We start from the raw sequence: 17,242 nt of genomic DNA on the forward strand, positions 1-17,242 counted from the left end.
CGTGCGTCACCGGGAACGGGGTTGCGGAGGGCTGCGCGTGGGTTCGGTTGATTCGGGCGTTTTCATGCTTTGTTGCACGCGCCCGGCCTCGTGATTCTCGCACACGGAATAACCGACCCCCCGCATGGTGTGTATCAATGGAGCCGAGAAGGGCAGGTCGATCTTCTTGCGGAGCCGCGTGATGAATATCTCGACTGTCCTGGTGTCGTAGGTGTGTTCACGCTGCCATACTCTTTCACAGAGTTCCGTGCGGGAGAAATAGCGGCCGGGTTCCTGCATGAGAACCTGAAGCAGCTCAAATTCGCGCGGGGACAGCGTGATGGTTTCGCCTGCGCGGGTGATGCGGCGATGAGGAACGTCCATGACAAGATCCGCGGTTTTGAGGATGTCGGATGGCGCTGAAGCCATGCCGCGGCGCCCCATGGCTTCAATGCGCGCGATGAGTTCGTCGAGTGAGAATGGTTTCGGCAGATAGTCGTCGGCGCCGGCTTTGAGGCCCTTCACTCGGAGTTCGACCTCGCCGCGAGCGGTTAGAATGATGACCCGGCTGGGATTTCCCCGGCGCCGCAATTCCGCAAGGAGGGAGAAACCGTCCATGCCCGGAAGTCCAAGATCCAGCACGATCAGGTCGGGCAGCAGACTCAATGCGGCCGCGAGGCCCTCCCTGCCGTCGTGGCGGATCGTGGCGAGATGCCCGGTGCGGATGAGCGCCCGTGAAACATGCCGGGCGAGTTCCGCCTCATCCTCTATGATCAGGACATGCATGGGGAAGGCCGGGCACTATCCGTGGGATGAATGGTGAGCGGTCCGATGAACGCATCGCTCGTGCACAGGAATCTCCATCAGTTGCATCCGCACCCGCTGCCGCCGACTCCCCTCCCTCCAGTCGTTGATTCACGGGAGAAGTAGATGTGTTCGTTCATCGCGGTGGCCAGCGGATCGCGGTCCGGCCGCATGGCGTAGCTCGCCAGCGTGCCGCGTTCCCAGGGCTGGACCGTCGTGGTCGTGCATCCGGACGCGAGCACGGCGGCGATGGCAGCCAGCACAAGGAGGGCGATCCGATCGATGGATGGACGATTCATGAGGCTGGGGGCTTCTCCTTGAGGAATGCGGATATCTCGTCCCGGAGTTGATTCTCGGACTTCTGGCCAAAGTAGCCGACATGAATTGACCGCACCCTGCCGTCGCGGCCGATGACATATGCTGTGGGCATGGATTGCACCTTCACCGCTTTGACCAGGGATTGAATGCGGTCATGTACCACGGCGAAGCTGGGCTTGAGTCGCTGGACAAATGCATTGTAGGCGGCGGGCGAGTCATCCACGCCGACAGCTATGACAACCAATCCTGCGTCGCGAAACTCGCCTTGAAGCCGCGAGTATGCCGCGAAGGAGGCCTTGCAGGGCACGCACCACGAGGCCCAGAAATCCAGCAGGACGACCTTTCCCTCTGTGGGTGGAATGGTCGTTGAGTTGAGGTCGTAGCTTCCCCAGAGAGGCATGGCATCGCCCACCTTCAGCTCGGCGTGGAGCGAGCCGGCCAAGGGCAGGACTGATGTCAGGAGTGCAAGAGCGAAAAGGGTTCGAATGATCGACATGAAGCGCGAGGCGATCCTTTCAGACAATTGACGGGTCGGGGAGTTCATCGCGAGGATTGATCAGAAGTTGAACCGCACTCCCACGGTCGTGACGGATGCTGCCGGATAGGCGGACGGCGAGGTTACCCGGTCGCGGCCGCTCATTTCGTAGCGTTCGAATGCGGCATCCAGATGGATCGATTCGCTTGGCATCCACACAAGCTTGAGGCCATAGGTCGCCGTCTGCAACGCCGAGAGTCGATAGTCGGCTGAGTAGTGGGGTGCGTTTCCCGCAGGCCTGCGCAGGGGAGTGATTGGGGTGTCATCGAGCGAGACATGGTAGAAATCAGCCGCATCCTGCTGGAAAAGACGGATATAGGGGCGCAGGACGACATGCTCGCCCAGGTTCTGAAACCATTCGACCTGCAGCAATTGCGAATCTGTCCCGTAATCGTCCGCATGGATTCGAACGCTGGCGTCCAGCGCCGCATGCAGCCTGGGGAAGGCGCGGTTGAATCCGCCCAGCAGCACCCACTTGGTCCGCGAACGGGGGCGGTTCTCCGCGAAAGTCAGCGGAAGGAAGAAGCCTGGAATGATTTCCGTGTCTTTTTGGATGAGCTTGTACGGATCGCTCAGGTAGCCGGACGCCTTCCCGTAACTGAGATTGACGGTAAACGAAGTCAGTGGGTTGAGCAGCCGGGTTAAACCGAGGATCGCATCGAGTGAGCGCTTCTTTTCCCAAGGCACCTGCAAGGGCGACTTCACGTCGTCATCAGTGGCAGCCAGACCCAGCAGCAACGCCGTGTTTTTCTGGTTGAAATCGAGAAGTGCATTCAACGAACCTCCGATCGAATGGTAGTCGCTCTCCCGGCTCTGCGCGACGCCGGCCATGAGATTGACGCGCTGGAATTGATGGCCGAGTTCGAACGTCCACGCACGGCGCTCCTCCTCGAGATGTGAAAACGGCACCGGTTCGCCCGGGGCCGGGGGCGGCCGCCCATCGGGTGTGGCGCCGGAGATCGCATCGAGCACGCCGGAAGCCTTCAAAGTGGTCGAGGACCCCACGTGCGCCTCCACTGCAGCGCCGTACACTTTCACGGCAATTCGCCCGTCCGACTCGCGATAGTCCTGGAACTTGCAGTAAATCGAATTCTCAGCCCGGGAGTTTCGCGACAGAAGATTGACGAGGAACGCAGCGAACAGGGCGCGGGCCAGCGGCAGTGCGAGGCTGCGGGGAAATGACGGCTGCTGCATTGCCGGGCAGTTTCGCCGGAGCACCGACCACCGAAAAGTGGCGAACGGTAACAGCCTTGTTACATCTACTTGCCGCGGTTCTCCGCCGCCGCCTTCGCCACCGCATTTTCCGCAGCCTCGAATCGGATGAGCGCCATGGGATCCATGATGCGGATGTCCGACGCCAGGCGCTGGTAGTGTTCAATCTTGGAGTGTGCCACGTAGAGCATCGCCTTTCGATCGTCGTCGGTGCGATACCCGGGAGTGAGCTGGAGCGACTCCAGTTTTCGAGCGCTCTCCTTGTAGAACGGCACGACGGTCCCGGTGATCCAGTCGGCGACCTCGGGTGAGAGTCTTCCGTTCTTCATCTTCGCAAAGAGAATGTTCTGTTCGGCGCGTATGGCCATTTCCCTCTTGTGGGCAGCGGCGCCGTACGTCCGCTCAAGTGCGACACGATCGCGGAAGATGTAATCGTAGCGTGGAGCGACCGCGACTGCGATGGCGCTGAGCGAAGCTGTCGCGCCTGCGGCAAGCAGCAGACGGCCGCGCTGTCGCAGCGCACGCACCGCGGGGTCCGGCGGGAGCGCGAGGATCCAGCCCAGGCCGAAACCCGAGACAAAGCCGCCGATGTGGGCGGCGTTGTCAATGCGCGGGTGGATCAGGCCATAGACCAGATTGTAGCCGGCGAAAATGAGCACGCTTTTCAGGATCGGCCGCAAAATCAGCGAGGGCGTGGACGCCTTTTCCTTGAGCAGGAATCCGAGGAGCATGCCATAGACGCCGAACACTGCGCCCGAGGCGCCCGCGCTCCAGGTTCGATCCTGATTCCAGAGAAGCGAGGCAAAGCTGGAGAGGATGCCGCTCGCCATGTACCCAAACGCGAACGGAAGCCGCCCGAGGAGGCGCTCGACCACTCGTCCCGCGTCGAGCAGCGCCCACATGTTCAGTGCGAGGTGAACAATGCCATAGTGGACAAACATCGCCGTGACGAGCCGCCACCATTCCCCCTGCGTCGTGGCCGCGCCATTGTTGGCCGCAAAGTCAATGTAGGGCTGCATGCTGGCGGTCTCGATCCAGCCCGCGCCCAGGAACCCCATGACAACAAAGGCGAGCGCGTTCAGCGCGATCAGAATCGTGGTGACCCCCGGGCTCGACCGCCCGGCGCGATCGAGCGAATCCAGTCTCGCGTGGAACGCAGAGATCTCGTGAAACGCCGCGTCCGTCTCCGCGGGAAGTGACCGCCGGATCATGCCGGCGTCCCCGGGCGTCGCGCATGTGAATCGAATGCTGCGACCGGAGGGCGAACCCGGAGCGCCACCTGTATCAAATTCCAGGATACAGCCGTTTCCCCGCAGATTCCTGATGTCGGACGAGGCGAACACCCGGCGCATGGCGCGCGGAAACAGTCCGTTCCGCCTGCCCCGAAGCTCAAGAATGGGCTCCATCGGAAAAATCTCCAGCTCACCGCGCCCGATCAGCTCCTGCCCGCGGAGGCTGAAGAAGCTCCCGAAGTCGACCGAGTAGGTGCCGGGAGAAATGTGTCGTGGCGCGGATTCTGGCATGAGGGCGGGAAGCATCAACCTGACTGGGATCGACGCTGCGCGGGCGGAAGGATCAGGAGGCGGGCGCTTCCGGTGCGGCGTCGCCCGGGTCGTCTCCTCCATGGGCATCCTGCTCCTCCTCGGTTTCGACGATTCGGGCGATGCTCAGGAGCTTGTCGCCTTCCGCCAGCGTGAGCAGCTTCACGCCCTTGGCGCCGCGGTTGGTCTCGCGGATGTCCTTCACCGGACAGCGGATGCTCTGGCCCTTGACGGTCAGGAGCATGACCTCGTCATTGTCCCGGACACTGAGGGCGCCGGCGAGCTTCACCGAGCCGTCCTCCGGCAGATCGATCGCCCACACCCCGCTGCCGCCGCGGTTGATGAGGCGGTAGTCCTCGAAACGCGTGCGCACGCCGAGTCCGGCCTCGCTGGCCACGAGGAACTTTGCCTTGTGGTCGACGACTTCGATGCACTGGAGGAAGTCGCTTTCGAGTTTGAAACGCATGCCCGTGACGCCTCCAGTTGCCCGGCCTGTGGGGCGGAAAAGGTCGCTTCCGGTTTCAGGGTCGCGCTCGCGAAAGCGAACGGCCAGGCCCTCGTGCGAAACGAGAATCAGTTCATCGTCGCCGGTTGTGAGGACCGCATCGATGACGGTGTCGCCTTCCGCAAGGTTGATGCCGATCAATCCGCTCTCGCGGGTTGCGTTGGTGAAATCGGAGAGGGCGCTTTTCTTTATGATTCCGCGCTTTGTGGCCATCACCAGGTAGCGATCCGCGGCGAAATCCTGCACGCAGAGCATGGATGCGATCTTTTCGCCCTCATCGAGCCGAAGGAACGACGATACGGACTTGCCCTTCGACGTGCGGTTGCCCTCCGGAATGTCATACACCTTGTTGGCCAGGCATTGGCCGCGGGTGGTGAAGAACAGGATGTAGTCGTGTGTGCTTGCGGTGAACAGCCGTTCGACGAAGTCGTCCTCGTAGGTTTCCGTGCCGATGACACCCTTGCCGCCGCGCTTCTGCGAGCGGTATTCGGCGACGGGTGTGCGCTTGATGAATCCGAGATGGGAGACGGTGATGACGCAGCCCTGGTTCGGGATGACGTCCTCCATGCGGAAGTCACCGAGCGCGCCGACGATCTCCGTGCGGCGGGGTGAGGAGTACTTCGCGCGCATTTCGAGCAGTTCGGACTTGAGGATTCCGTTCAGCTTTTCGGCGGACTCCAGAATGCTCCGCAGCTCCTCGATCAGCTTGATGAGCTCGAGGTACTCGGCCTCGATCTTGTCACGTTCGAGTCCGGTGAGCTGATAGAGGCGCAGCTCCAGTATGGCGATCGCCTGACGGTCGGTCAGGGGATACTTTGCCATCAGCTTTTCCCTGGCGTCATCGCGGCTGGATGAGGAGCGGATGATGCGGACAAAGTCGTCGAGGTTGTCGAGGGCGATCTTGTAGCCCTCGAGAATGTGCGCGCGGTCCTCGGCCTCGCGGAGCCGGAAGCGGGTGCGTCGGGTGATGACTTCCCGGCGGTGCTCAAGATAGCAGTCGATCAGTTCCCTGATGTTCATCTGCTTCGGGCGCTTGTGGTCGAGCGCAAGCAGGTTGACACCGAAGGACGATTCGAGGGCTGTCTTCTGGAAAAGCTGGTTGATGACGACGCGGCTTTGCTCGCCGCGCTTCAGCTCGATGACGATGCGCGTGTTCTCGTCGGATTCGTCGCGCAGGTCGCGGATGCCCTCGATCTGCTTGTCGCCGACGAGCTCGGCGATGCGCGAGACGAGGTTGGAGCGGTTGACGTTGTAGGGGATCTCCGTGACAACGATCTGCTCCATGCCGCCCTTGAGCTCCTCGGTGTGGGCCTTGCCGCGGATGCGGACGATGCCGCGGCCGGTGCGCAGGTAGCTGTCGATCCCCTCGCGGCCCGCGATGACGCCGCCGGTGGGAAAGTCCGGTCCGCGGACGATCTGGACAAGCTCGTCGAGGGTCACGCTTGGGCGATCGATGATGGCGCAGGTGGCGTCGATGATCTCGTTGATGTTGTGCGGCGGGATGTTGGTGGCCATGCCGACCGCGATGCCCGTCGAGCCGTTGAGCAGAAGATTGGGCAGGGCGGCGGGAAGGACCGTCGGCTCGGTTGTCTCCTCGTTGTAATTGGGAACGAAGTCGACGGTCTCCTCATCGATGTCGCGCAGCAACTCCTCCGCGATCGCCGCCAGGCGTGACTCGGTGTAGCGGTAGGCGGCGGGCATGTCGCCGTCGACTGAACCAAAGTTGCCCTGCGGATCGATCAGCGGGTAGCGCACAACCCAGGTCTGGGCGAGACGGACCAGCGTGTCGTAGACCGAGGCGTCGCCGTGGGGATGATAGTTGCCGAGCACCTCGCCGACCACCTTGGCGCACTTGTTGAAGCTGCGATTGTGCAGCAGGCCCAGGCGCAGCATGGCGTAGAGGATGCGGCGCTGCACGGGCTTGAGTCCGTCACGGGCATCAGGCAGCGCGCGGGCGACAATGACCGACATCGAGTAGTCGATGTAGGCTGTCTGCATGATGTCGGTGATGTTCGCCGTGAAAAGTTTCTCGTTGGACGCGTACATGAAAAATTGGAAGGAGAGGCAGAGTTAAACGCGAAGGCGCGAGGGCGCGAAGGAACGCGGGGAAGTTGAGGTGGCCATTGCGTCGGATTGGAAGTCCAGGTTCAGGACTCTGTGGATGCCATCCTTGAGCAGGGGTGCGTTGAAATTGATGAGAAGGCCGAGGGGAAGCTGGAGCAATTTAAGGTAGGTGAGCACCTGCACCCGGTGGATCGGATCAATCACCTCCACGGCCTTCAACTCAACGAGGAGCAAACCGTCGATGATCAGGTCCAGTCGGTAGGCGTGAGGGATTGTTTGCCCGCGATAGACAACGGGGACCTGTTTTTCGCGTTCGATCGGAAGTCCAAGATAACGAAGCTCAATCGCCAGACATTCCTGATAGGCGCTTTCGAGCAACCCTGGACCAAGCGCACGGTGAACTGCCAGCGCCGCATGGCAGGTCTGGGTGACCAGCGCCTCGATCCTTTCAGGAACCAAAACCCGTTTCATCACTTCGCGTTTCTTCGCCTCTTTGCGCCTTCGCGTTTGATCCGCATGTCAGACGTCGAGGTACTGGACGTTGAGGGCGTTGTCCTCGATGAACTGACGACGGGGCGGCACCTCGTCGCCCATCAGCAGGGTGAACAGCGCATCGGACTTGGCTGCGTCGTTGATCGAGACCTTGAGCAGGCGCCGCTTTTCGGGGTCCATGGTGGTTTCGAAGAGCTGCTTCGGGTTCATTTCTCCGAGGCCCTTGTACCGCTGGATGCTCAGGCCCTTTCGCCCGTTGGCGCGAATCTGGGAAACAATGTCCAGCGGCGAGTGCAGCTCGATGCGGTTTTCCGATTTCTGACCGGGATTCTCGACCATGAGGAAGCGGGCTTCCTCAGTCGGGCCGAAACGGCGCACATCGAGGCCTGATGCGGCGATGGAGTTGAGAAGCTTGGACATCTCGGTGCTTTCGAAAATTTCGTGCACAGTGATGCGCCGGGCGGGCGCGCCGCTTTTTTTCTCGCTGACGGCGGTTGATTCCGTGGATTCCGAAAGGCCGGCGTCGAGTTCATGCTGCTGCACAAACAGCGCGCGGGCGTTTTCATCGTTCAGGAATTCATGGGCCTCCTTGTTGCCTTCCCGGATGCGCGCGATGTAGCGCGGCAGCGCGCGTGTGGTGCGATCATGGCTGCCGAGATAGTCGGCAAGGTTGGCGCCGTATCGTGTGACGCCTGCGCCGAGCTTTTCCAGGGCCGCCAGCGCTTCGACGATTCTGTCAATCTGCTCCGGCGAAAAGACGTGCTGGTCCTTCAGGCGGGTGAGTGTGACGTCCTCGGAACCGAGCTCGAGGAGGATGCGGTTGAGCTGTTCGTCGTTGTCGACGTACTGCTCGCGCTTCTTGCGCTTGATCTTGTAGAGCGGTGGCTGGGCGATGTAGACGTAGCCGCGCTCGATGAGCCCACGCATCTGGCGGAAGAGGAACGTGAGCAGCAGCGTGCGGATGTGGGATCCGTCAACGTCGGCGTCCGTCATGATGATGATCTTGTGGTAGCGTGCGCGCTCGACGTTGAATCCGCCGACCGCTTCGTCGCCCTCGCCGATTCCGGTTCCGCAGGCGGTGATGAGCGTGCGGATTTCCTCGTTGGCGAGCACCTTGTCGATCCGGGCCTTCTCGGTGTTGATGAGTTTGCCGCGCAGCGGAAGGATTGCCTGGAACCGACGGTCGCGGCCCTGCTTGGCCGAGCCGCCGGCGGAGTCGCCCTCGACAATGTAGAGCTCGGTGAGGGCCGGATCGCGTTCGGAGCAGTCGGCCAGCTTGCCGGGCAGGCCGCCGCCGGAGAGGGCTCCCTTGCGCACGGTTTCGCGCGCCTTGCGGGCCGCTTCGCGCGCGCGCGCGGCGTTGAGGGTCTTTTCGATGATGCGCTTGCCAATGGCGGGATTCGCCTCGAGGAAGAATTTCAGCTTCTCACCGACGATGCGCTGCACGATGCCGTCGACTTCTCCGTTGGAGAGTTTGGTTTTCGTCTGCCCCTCGAAACGCGGCTCCGGCACCTTGACGCTGATGACGGCGGTCAGGCCCTCGCGAACATCGTCGCCGGTGATTGAAGGGTCCTTCTCCTTGATCAGATTGTTGCCGCGGGCGAAGGTGTTGATCACCCGGGTCAGCGCGGTGCGAAAACCGCTCAGGTGGGTGCCGCCCTCGATGTTGTAGATTGAATTGGCGTAGGCGAAGACCTGGTCGTTGTAGCTGTCATTGTACTGCATCGCCACGTCGACGACAATGTTGGGAAGGCTGGCGTTCACCTCGTTGGGCACGCTGTCGCCGAACGTGATCGGTTTCTCGTGAACAACGTTTTTGTTGGTGTTCAGAAAGCGCACGAACTCGGTGATGCCGTCCTTGAAGAAGAAGGCGTCGGTCTTCTGGGCGCGATCGTCATTCAGCTCGATGCGGATGCCTGGATTGAGAAACGCCAGCTCGCGCAGCCGCTTTGCCAGAATGTCGTATTGAAACTCACGGGTGGTCTTGAAGATCTCGGGATCGGGCTTGAACGTGATCTTTGTCCCGGTTTTCCTTGTATCGCCGATCACCTGCATTTTTTGCGTGGTGATGCCTTGGGCGAATCGCATTTGGTAGACCTTGCCTCCGCGACGGACCTCGGCTTCGAACCATTCCGACACGGCGTTGACGCACTTCGCACCGACGCCATGCAGGCCGCCGGAAACCTGATAGGCGCCCTTTCCGAATTTTCCTCCGGCATGGAGATTTGTCAGGACCAGCTCAAGGGCGGGAATTTTGTAGACAGGATGGATGTCGACAGGGATGCCGCGGCCGTCGTCCTCGACTGAGCAGGATCCATCCAAGTGAACCGTGACCCGGACTATGGTGGCGAACCCAGCGAGCGCCTCGTCGATCGAGTTGTCGACGACCTCAAAAACGCAGTGGTGAAGGCCGCGCTCGTTGGTGTCGCCGATGTACATGTCGGGTCGCTTGCGAACCCCTTCCAACCCCTCCAGTTTCTGGATTTTTGATGCGTCGTAGTCGGCGGCGCCGGCCTGTGCCTTGGAAAGTTTTTGCTCGTCGGAGGAATCGGACATGTGGCTGGGAAAAGATGAAAATGGCAGAGGTAAATTGCATCCGAAAACGGGAGCGGGGACAACGACTATTTACCCGTTTTTGTAGTCCGAAATGAGGCTGCGCCAAAGTCGTCAAATGGGTCGTTTTTTTGCGGACTGTTCATTTTAGGTTGCGAGCCTAAGATTTTGCAGAAGCCTCGGCCTGGTGAAGCTTTCAGTGAAAGTCGACTATGCCTGCCGGGTTCTGGCCCACATGGCGCGTTTGCGGGGAACCGAGACGCTGGCTCACATTGAACAGTTGGCCCGAGTTGAAGCCGTTCCTGCAAATTACCTGGTTCAAATTCTTACGGAATTGCGCAATGGCGGGCTGATTGTCAGTCGTCGCGGGAAGCAGGGTGGCTACGCGCTTGCGCGACCGCCTGAGGAAATCAGCCTCTACGACATCTTGAAGGTGATCGAAGGAGATGTTTTGGAGCTCAATACCGCCAGCGTCGGGCAATCAGGGCGTCGCGTGACGGAAGTCTGGCGCGAGGTGCGCACGAAGCTTGAGGAAAGCTGCCGGGCGTGCACGCTGGACAAGTTTGCATCGAAGGCAGGTGATGCAATGTACTATATCTAATTGATCTGCAATTATCTGAAGGTTGGCGATCCTCCCAGCGTTCCATGACACCCCAACTCGAAAAACTCCTCATCCTCCAAGGGCGCGATCGTAGACGTCTCGATTTGGAGAAGGAGTTGAAAGGGGTGCCCGGCGATATTGCAGCGATTGAGCGGAAGATTCTGGTTGAGCGCACGGCGATCGACACGGCCAAACTCGAATGGCAAAAGCTGGAGTCGCGCAGGAAGGATCTCGAAAACGAAATCGCCACCGCCGAGCAGAAGGCAGCCAAGTATCGCTCCCAGCAGATGGAAGTTCGCAAGAACGACGAGTTTCGCGCCTTGGGTCATGAAATTGAGACAGTTGAAACACAGATAGGAGCGCTCGAAGAGGCAGAGTTGAATGTCCTCTATGAAATCGAGGCGGCGAAGGCGAAGTTTGCCGGTGCGGAGCGGGAGTTGAAAAATAATATCTCGGGGCATGAGGCGCGAATCCGTTCCCACCGCGACCGAGAAAGCGTACTCGCCGCGGAGCTGGAGGCGGCGAAGCGGGACGTCGCCGAGGCGCGCTTGCCGCTTGGCGAGCCCTTGCTTAGGATTTACGATCGGATCGCTTCGCGTCACATGCCCGTGTGCGTGCCGGTTTCTGGAGGAAAGTGTGGAGGGTGCCACCTCAAGGTTTCGTCCGAGGTGGAGTCAGCCGTGCGCCTCAAGGCCGATCCGAACGGCCAGATGCCGGTGTGCGACCAATGTGGGCGGATAGTGTACGCGGAATGACGCGGTGACGAGCTGCGCCACCGAACTGCAACGGACGGGCGGGAAATTGCGGTTGGAGTTGCTTCGGATGTCTTGAATTGGCTGCTGACTTGCCATTTTGGATCTCTCGTGTGATCGCTGTTCTTCCGCGGTTGCACTGCGAACGCGGTCTTGGTTTTGGGGCCTAGTCGTCGCTCCAGGTTCTTTGATCCCATGTGGGCGGAAAACGCCGCCCGCTGATTTGCATTCCTGGAGAGGAAAGTCCGGACACCACAGGGCACGATGCCGCACAAGCCTTACCGCAAGTGCGGGCGTCACGTTTCAAGGCGTGGCGACGGAAAGTGTCACAGAGAATCAAACCGCCGGTTCAGAGCTTCGGTTCTGGGCTGGCAAGGGTGAAAAGGTGGGGTAAGAGCCCACCGCGCCGAAAGCAATGGAGGCGGCACGAAAAACCCCATCGGGTGCAAGGCAAAATAGGCAACTGAGCGGCCCGCTCGATAGTTGCGGGTATGCCGCACCCCGCGCAAGCGGGGCGTCGGTGAAAACCGGCGAGAGAAATGACGACTGAAGCGCCGCGAGGCGTGGAACAGAATCCGGCTTACCGGCCCCAAAACCAAGCCGCATGCGCCTTCCCAACACGTGAAAATCTTGGTCGACGCATTCATGGTCATGACACCCGCGAGGGAGTCTCAACGGCGAGTTTGGCTCCGGAGAAGCGATTTCGAAAATTGAGAATCTCGGAATTCAACCACAAAGATTAGGGGCCGACCCCTTCGAGGTTCGCGAAGCTATGGAGCTATGGGGTCAGCCCCTAATCTTTGTGGTTGATGGAAGTCGCTGTCGAGATCCTCTTTGTCGAGAACGGCATTTTTCGATGGTGTGGCTAGCCGGGGAGTCAAAACCTGGGGCGTAGACTTGTGACGAATGGTTGCGCGTTTCATCGCTGAGGAATACATCGGTCCGCGTGGCTTCGGGGTCGATGCCATGGCGCGTGCGGTGTGAACCGGATCTCCGGGGGAGATTGCCCGATGCATCGGTTTTGGGACAGCGGCCGTCGGATTTCCCCCTTGACTCAGGACGCTTCGTCTGGGTTTTTGGCCGGCTATCAATCTCACTTTCTGCTATGGCCAACACCAAATCCGCCATCAAGGCCGCCCGTAAGTCCGCCCGTCTCACCACCCGCAATCGCGCGGTTCAGACTCGTTTGAAGACGCTTCACAAGAAGTTTGAGCAGGCGGTGGCCAAGGGAGACCTCGAGGGAATCAAATCGGCTGGAAGCCTTTATGCCTCGGCCATGGATCGTGCGACCAAGTCCGGCGTCGTGCATCGCAACGCCGCCGCCCGCGCGAAGAGCCATATCGCCAAACATTCCCGTCCCAAGGCCGCTGCCGCAAGCGCGAGCTGACGCAGTTTCAAGTTTGAGTAGAAATCGCGCTCCGGGTTGAACAACCCGGAGTTTTTTTGCGGGGATTTTCTCCCGGGTTTCAGGAGATTCGGATTTGCGTTCTCCCAGTTGATTCCGCGGTTCGCGGTGATCCTGAATCCAGCAGGATCACGCACAGGTCCATGAGGCGCGCGCGCAACGGTTCAGCCCGGGCTGCGAAACGACGCTGATGCTGCTCAAACTCGTTTCGTCCCGCGGCTGTCTCGATGGGAATCGGTTGAAAACCCAATTCGCGCAGGTCGTAGGGGCTCGCGCGCATGTCGACTTCCCGGATGTCGCACGCCAGCTCAAAACAATCCGCGATCAATTCTGATGGCGTGAACGGTGCCAGCTTGAACGCCCATTTGTAGAGATCCATGTTGGCATGCAGACAACCGCGTTGTTCAAGAGCGGGAGCGGTTTCCCGGGTCGGTTTGTGGCGGTTCAGCGGAGCTGCGGATCCAGTGAAAAATCGGAATGCGTCGAAATGCGTGCAGGCCAGCGCACCGCGCTCGACCACTGCAGCGATGCCATCCGCATCGAAGCGCAAGGGCCAGGCGTTGTGGCGGATTTCATCCGGAGACTGCCGGTAGACCATGGCCCACTCGTGCAGGCCGTGACAGCCGAAGTACGCCGGCCGCGCGACCATGGCCGCGAGAAGTCCGTGTAACCAGGAAACGAATACACGGCGCTTTTCCGGGAGGTGCGTCGGATCGAGGAGGACTCCTCCCATGGTCTCCTCATATTCGGGCCAGCGAAGGAAAGCGCGCGCCTCTTCCCCCTCGAGCAGAACATCCGGTCCGGGATGCCACTGCCGCAGCCATGCGGGTCGGAACGCGTAGTAGCTGAAAAGAAAATCCCACACTGGATGCTTTTCCCCGCGTGCAGCCCGCTCCTGGTGTGGATCGAGCCATGATCGCAGGCGCTGTTCATGCGCATCACGGCGCCGCTGCCACTCCGGGGTTGGGATGCGGGTGATTTCGCGGCGTGAATTTGCTGCTGCCACCATGGCGAGACAGGTCCGGTCGCCCGTTCAGGCTTCGTCCGGGGGACTTTCGCGATGGAAAAGTGCGGTGGCGCCGACCGATCCCACGCAACTGCTGCCGGTGGAAGCCGCAAGCAACGCCGTGAGGGACCTGCGTTCGCTTCTATCCGCCGCGGTGAAGCGCACCTTGACGAGATCATGCGCGGCCAGCAGGCGATTGAGGGATTGGACGACCGCGTCGGACCCCCCTTCGCGTCCGATCTTGAGGGATGCATCGAGCGTCTGGCCTCGACTGCGCAGGCGGCTCTTTTCGGCACCGGTCAGTGAGGTGCTCATTTTAGACGGAATGCATTGGGCGGCAGGTTTTCATTGGAAGTCGATCAACTCGACGTGGAAAATCAGGCCGGCCTTGGGTGGAATCAGTTTGCCCTGACCGCGCTCCCCGTAGGCGAGCCAGTAGGGGATCACCAGGGTGCGCTTCTCGCCGCGATGCATGGTCAGGAGCGCCTCGTCCCAGCCCGCGATGACCCGTCCGATGCCAACTTGGAATCGCAGTGGGCCCTGTCCGCGATCATAGCTGCTGTCGAACTTGGTGCCGTCGAAGAGGCGGCCCTCGTAGTGGGCGGTGACCCATTGGCCCTTCTTCGGTGTCGCGTCGCCCGTTCCGGGATCGCGTATGACGTAGCGCATGCCGGATTTTGTCTCGTGCGCGCTCGCGAAATCCCGGGCGAGAACGTCGGCTTCCGCACGGCTCCATTGCGGTGTCCTGGCTGCGAGGGTCTCGCGCATTGCGCTGTTTATCGGTGTGCCGGGATCCTTGCGCGCAAGCCAGCCCTGCCGCACGACAATGGCGATGGTTGCAAGAATCAGGCCGAGGCCGCCGAGGACGATGAAGTTGCGCATGAGGAGGAAAGGACACGAAGCGGCGGGCGTATCAACATGGAAAATGAGAACGTCTCCTTGCCGGACTCAGGCACGGAGAGGCCATGAGGGCCCGATCATCGGGCGTGGCCATCATTGTTCAATGAGGATTGGGCGGACAAGAATGTCCGCCCCACAGTGTGCACGAGCAATCGCGGTCGACGAAGCTGAGTTAGTTTAGTGATCGGTGGGTTTCTCCCAGTGTCTTGCGCGGGAAAGGGCCTTTCTCCAGCCGTCGAGAAGACTGTTGCGATGGGATGGTTTCATCGCGGGAGCAAAGCCCCGGTCGACCTGCCATTGTGCGGCTATTTCGGCGGTGTCCTTCCAGTAGCCGACGGCGAGTCCGGCGAGGTATGCGGCTCCAAGCGCGGTGGTTTCAGCCACGCGCGGACGCACGACGGGCACACCGAGCACGTCGGCCTGGAACTGCATCAGCAGATTGTTCGCGCAGGCGCCTCCGTCCACCCGCAGTTCCTTCAGGCGGATGCCGGAGTCCGACTGCATGGCATGGAGCACGTCGTAGACCTGGTAGGCGATGCCTTCGAGCGCGGCGCGCGCGAGGTGCGCGGCTGTCGTGCCGCGTGTGACACCCGCCAGCAGTCCGCGCGCATATTGGTCCCAATGCGGAGCGCCGAGCCCGGCAAACGCGGGCACCAGGTAAACGCCGCCGTTGTCGGCGACCTGTGCGGCGAGTGATTCGACCTCGGCGGACGACTTGATCAGGCCGAGTCCGTCACGCAGCCACTGCACGACGGCACCGGCGATGAAAATGCTGCCTTCGAGCGCGTATTCCGTGCGGCCGCCGATGCGCCAGGCAACGGTCGTGAGCAGATTGTTCTTCGATACGATGGGCTTCGACCCCGTGTTCATCAGCATGAAGCACCCGGTGCCGTAGGTGTTCTTGACCATGCCGGGGCGCGTGCAGACCTGGCCGAAGAGAGCGGCCTGCTGGTCCCCAGCGATGCCGGCGATGGGAATCGCGCCGCCCCACAGGGTGCATTCGCCATACACCTCGCTCGAACCCCGCACCTCCGGTAGCACGGCGCGCGGCACGCCGAGCAGCTTCAGGAGTCCGTCGTCCCAGGCGCAGGATTTCAGATCGAAGAGCATCGTGCGCGAAGCGTTGGAGACGTCGGTGGCGTGGACTGCTCCTCCCGTGAGATTCCAGACAAGCCAGGAGTCGATGGTTCCGAAGGCGAGCATTCCGGCGCGTGCGCGGGCCATCGCGCCCGGGACGTTTTTCAGAATCCATGCGAGCTTTGTACCCGAGAAATACGCGTCGAGCACCAGACCGGTCCTGCGGCGAATCCCGGCGGCATGACCTGCCTTCCTCAGACGGTCACAGGCACCGGCGGTGCGGCGGTCCTGCCACACGATCGCGTTGCAGATGGGCTTTCCTGTCGCTCGATCCCATACGACGGTGGTCTCGCGTTGATTTGTGATTCCGATGGCTGCGATGTCCGATCCATTGAGACCGGCCTTGCGCAGCGCCTCGGCGGCGACGGCGGCCTGGGAAGCCCAGATCTCACTGGCGTCGTGTTCGACCCAGCCTGGTCTGGGAAATATCTGGCGAAACTCCTGCTGTGCCACGGCGACGATGCCGCCGCTGTGATCGAAAATGATGGCGCGTGAGCTTGTCGTACCCTGGTCGAGAGCGAGGATGTATTTCATGGGAGTGCTGACCAAAAGATCTTGAAGAACATCGCGCCCGCCACGCCGCCGATGATCGGACCGAGGACGGGAATCCAGGCGTAACTCCAGTCGCTTCCGCCCTTGTTTGCGACGGGAAGCCAGGCGTGGGCCAGCCGCGGGCCAAGGTCGCGCGCGGGGTTGATGGCGTAGCCGGTGGGTCCGCCGAGCGAAAGGCCGATGGACCACACGAGCAGCCCGACGAGAAACGGTGCAAAGCCCATTTCGAAGCCGCTGTTTGGCTGAAGGTTCTCCGGTCGCAGTATCGCCAGCACGCCTCCGACGAGGACCGCGCCGCCGATGATCTCGCAAAGCAGGTTGGCGAACGGGTGGCGAATCGCCGGCGCTGTGCAGAAGACCGCGAGCTTGCCGCCCTGGTCCGTGGTCGCCGCCCAGTGCGGAAGATACGCCAGCCACACGACCACTGCGCCGGTGATCGCGCCAAGCATCTGGGCGCTGACGTAGCCAGGCACGAGCGCCCACGAGAATTTTCCGATGGCGGCGAGGCCGATGGTCACAGCGGGGTTGAGGTGCGCGCCGCTGAAGGAGTTCACCGTATAGACGGCGATCGTGACGGCCATCGCCCAGCCGGTCGCGATGACGATCCAGCCCGAGCTGTTGCCCTTGGTTTTTCCGAGAACGACGTTGGCAACGACGCCGTTGCCAAGCGTGACGAGGAGAGCGGTGCCGATCAACTCGGCGGTGAATGGAGTCATGGGTGGTGACTTTTTTGGGGTTAACCAAGCGCCGTTGGCGGAGGCGGCTTCCGATTGGAGCGGGTGGACGGAATCGAACCGACGATACCTCTTTGGAAGAGAGGAGTTTTACCACTAAACTACACCCGCAGGAAGGGCATCACGATTTTCAAGGTCGTTGCGGACGTCAA

General features: G+C 61.2%; 16 protein-coding genes, 1 tRNA gene and 1 other RNA gene. 4 read left to right on the top strand and 14 right to left on the bottom strand.

The window, feature by feature from the left end:
• Nucleotides 1–6: 6 nt before the first annotated feature.
• The 8 genes from HS122_07055 to gyrB all read right to left on the bottom strand — a co-directional run bounded on the left by HS122_07055 (nucleotide 7) and on the right by gyrB (nucleotide 10,006).
• Nucleotides 7–765 (bottom strand): response regulator transcription factor, encoded by a 759-nt coding sequence (locus tag HS122_07055; GenBank protein ID MBE7538154.1) that lies wholly within the window; start codon nucleotides 763–765, stop codon nucleotides 7–9.
• A gap of 77 nt (nucleotides 766–842) precedes the next feature.
• Complete coding sequence (locus HS122_07060) at nucleotides 843–1,082, bottom strand: DUF4266 domain-containing protein (protein MBE7538155.1); 240 nt, start codon at nucleotides 1,080–1,082, stop codon at nucleotides 843–845.
• A complete protein-coding gene (locus HS122_07065) occupies nucleotides 1,079–1,645 on the bottom strand; it encodes a TlpA family protein disulfide reductase (protein ID MBE7538156.1) in 567 nt (188 codons plus the stop codon). The genes HS122_07060 and HS122_07065 overlap by 4 nt, the downstream gene beginning before the upstream one ends.
• 12 nt (nucleotides 1,646–1,657) lie before the next feature.
• Nucleotides 1,658–2,830 carry a DUF3570 domain-containing protein gene (locus HS122_07070; protein MBE7538157.1) on the bottom strand — a complete coding sequence of 391 codons (1,173 nt, stop codon included), beginning with the start codon at nucleotides 2,828–2,830 and terminating at the stop codon, nucleotides 1,658–1,660.
• Between the two features lie 65 nt (nucleotides 2,831–2,895).
• Nucleotides 2,896–4,371: a rhomboid family intramembrane serine protease gene (locus HS122_07075; GenBank protein ID MBE7538158.1), complete on the bottom strand. Its 1,476-nt coding sequence runs from the start codon at nucleotides 4,369–4,371 to the stop codon at nucleotides 2,896–2,898.
• Nucleotides 4,372–4,423: 52 nt separating this feature from the next.
• Nucleotides 4,424–6,940: a DNA gyrase subunit A gene (gene gyrA / locus HS122_07080; GenBank protein ID MBE7538159.1), complete on the bottom strand. Its 2,517-nt coding sequence runs from the start codon at nucleotides 6,938–6,940 to the stop codon at nucleotides 4,424–4,426.
• Nucleotides 6,941–6,964: 24 nt separating this feature from the next.
• On the bottom strand, nucleotides 6,965–7,429 hold the full coding sequence (locus HS122_07085) for a GxxExxY protein (GenBank protein MBE7538160.1): 465 nt from the start codon (nucleotides 7,427–7,429) through the stop codon (nucleotides 6,965–6,967).
• A gap of 48 nt (nucleotides 7,430–7,477) precedes the next feature.
• A complete protein-coding gene (gyrB, locus tag HS122_07090; protein ID MBE7538161.1) occupies nucleotides 7,478–10,006 on the bottom strand; it encodes a DNA topoisomerase (ATP-hydrolyzing) subunit B in 2,529 nt (842 codons plus the stop codon).
• Between the two features lie 184 nt (nucleotides 10,007–10,190).
• On the opposite strand from gyrB, the gene HS122_07095 reads away from it, so the two are divergent.
• The 4 genes from HS122_07095 (at nucleotide 10,191) to rpsT (ending at nucleotide 12,743) form a co-directional block, all read left to right on the top strand.
• Nucleotides 10,191–10,604: an Rrf2 family transcriptional regulator gene (locus tag HS122_07095; GenBank protein MBE7538162.1), complete on the top strand. Its 414-nt coding sequence runs from the start codon at nucleotides 10,191–10,193 to the stop codon at nucleotides 10,602–10,604.
• A 44-nt stretch (nucleotides 10,605–10,648) separates the two neighbouring features.
• Nucleotides 10,649–11,359, top strand: coding sequence for a hypothetical protein (locus HS122_07100; GenBank protein MBE7538163.1), 711 nt, complete (start codon nucleotides 10,649–10,651; stop codon nucleotides 11,357–11,359).
• A 195-nt stretch (nucleotides 11,360–11,554) separates the two neighbouring features.
• Nucleotides 11,555–11,951: RNase P RNA component class A (gene rnpB, locus HS122_07105), an RNA gene on the top strand.
• Nucleotides 11,952–12,461: 510 nt separating this feature from the next.
• A complete protein-coding gene (gene rpsT, locus HS122_07110; protein MBE7538164.1) occupies nucleotides 12,462–12,743 on the top strand; it encodes a 30S ribosomal protein S20 in 282 nt (93 codons plus the stop codon).
• A 79-nt stretch (nucleotides 12,744–12,822) separates the two neighbouring features.
• Here the strand turns inward: rpsT and HS122_07115 are convergent, their stop codons facing one another.
• The 6 genes from HS122_07115 to HS122_07140 form a co-directional block, all read right to left on the bottom strand.
• On the bottom strand, nucleotides 12,823–13,770 hold the full coding sequence (locus HS122_07115) for a 3-methyladenine DNA glycosylase (GenBank protein ID MBE7538165.1): 948 nt from the start codon (nucleotides 13,768–13,770) through the stop codon (nucleotides 12,823–12,825).
• Nucleotides 13,771–13,794: 24 nt separating this feature from the next.
• On the bottom strand, nucleotides 13,795–14,082 hold the full coding sequence (locus HS122_07120) for a YhbY family RNA-binding protein (protein ID MBE7538166.1): 288 nt from the start codon (nucleotides 14,080–14,082) through the stop codon (nucleotides 13,795–13,797).
• Between the two features lie 30 nt (nucleotides 14,083–14,112).
• Nucleotides 14,113–14,649: an FKBP-type peptidyl-prolyl cis-trans isomerase gene (locus HS122_07125; GenBank protein ID MBE7538167.1), complete on the bottom strand. Its 537-nt coding sequence runs from the start codon at nucleotides 14,647–14,649 to the stop codon at nucleotides 14,113–14,115.
• Nucleotides 14,650–14,844: 195 nt separating this feature from the next.
• On the bottom strand, nucleotides 14,845–16,338 hold the full coding sequence (gene glpK, locus HS122_07130; GenBank protein MBE7538168.1) for a glycerol kinase GlpK: 1,494 nt from the start codon (nucleotides 16,336–16,338) through the stop codon (nucleotides 14,845–14,847).
• On the bottom strand, nucleotides 16,335–17,072 hold the full coding sequence (locus HS122_07135) for an aquaporin family protein (protein MBE7538169.1): 738 nt from the start codon (nucleotides 17,070–17,072) through the stop codon (nucleotides 16,335–16,337). Before HS122_07135 ends, glpK begins: the two co-directional genes overlap by 4 nt.
• 55 nt (nucleotides 17,073–17,127) lie before the next feature.
• Nucleotides 17,128–17,201 (bottom strand) — tRNA-Gly (locus tag HS122_07140).
• Nucleotides 17,202–17,242 lie beyond the last annotated feature (41 nt).

The organism is Opitutaceae bacterium, assembly GCA_015075305.1.
GTDB lineage: Bacteria > Verrucomicrobiota > Verrucomicrobiia > Opitutales > Opitutaceae > UBA6669.

Excerpts from the sequence above, each read along its gene's own strand:
- HS122_07055 (MBE7538154.1), bottom strand. The coding sequence starts at position 765 with ATGCATGTCCTGATCATAGAGGATGAGGCGGAACTCGCCCGGCATGTT.
- HS122_07060 (MBE7538155.1), bottom strand. The coding sequence starts at position 1,082 with ATGAATCGTCCATCCATCGATCGGATCGCCCTCCTTGTGCTGGCTGCC.
- HS122_07065 (MBE7538156.1), bottom strand. The coding sequence starts at position 1,645 with ATGAACTCCCCGACCCGTCAATTGTCTGAAAGGATCGCCTCGCGCTTC.
- HS122_07070 (MBE7538157.1), bottom strand. The coding sequence starts at position 2,830 with ATGCAGCAGCCGTCATTTCCCCGCAGCCTCGCACTGCCGCTGGCCCGC.
- HS122_07075 (MBE7538158.1), bottom strand. The coding sequence starts at position 4,371 with ATGCCAGAATCCGCGCCACGACACATTTCTCCCGGCACCTACTCGGTC.
- gyrA (MBE7538159.1), bottom strand. The coding sequence starts at position 6,940 with ATGTACGCGTCCAACGAGAAACTTTTCACGGCGAACATCACCGACATC.
- HS122_07085 (MBE7538160.1), bottom strand. The coding sequence starts at position 7,429 with ATGAAACGGGTTTTGGTTCCTGAAAGGATCGAGGCGCTGGTCACCCAG.
- gyrB (MBE7538161.1), bottom strand. The coding sequence starts at position 10,006 with ATGTCCGATTCCTCCGACGAGCAAAAACTTTCCAAGGCACAGGCCGGC.
- HS122_07100 (MBE7538163.1), top strand. The coding sequence starts at position 10,649 with ATGACACCCCAACTCGAAAAACTCCTCATCCTCCAAGGGCGCGATCGT.
- rpsT (MBE7538164.1), top strand. The coding sequence starts at position 12,462 with ATGGCCAACACCAAATCCGCCATCAAGGCCGCCCGTAAGTCCGCCCGT.
- HS122_07115 (MBE7538165.1), bottom strand. The coding sequence starts at position 13,770 with ATGGTGGCAGCAGCAAATTCACGCCGCGAAATCACCCGCATCCCAACC.
- HS122_07120 (MBE7538166.1), bottom strand. The coding sequence starts at position 14,082 with ATGAGCACCTCACTGACCGGTGCCGAAAAGAGCCGCCTGCGCAGTCGA.
- HS122_07125 (MBE7538167.1), bottom strand. The coding sequence starts at position 14,649 with ATGCGCAACTTCATCGTCCTCGGCGGCCTCGGCCTGATTCTTGCAACC.
- glpK (MBE7538168.1), bottom strand. The coding sequence starts at position 16,338 with ATGAAATACATCCTCGCTCTCGACCAGGGTACGACAAGCTCACGCGCC.
- HS122_07135 (MBE7538169.1), bottom strand. The coding sequence starts at position 17,072 with ATGACTCCATTCACCGCCGAGTTGATCGGCACCGCTCTCCTCGTCACG.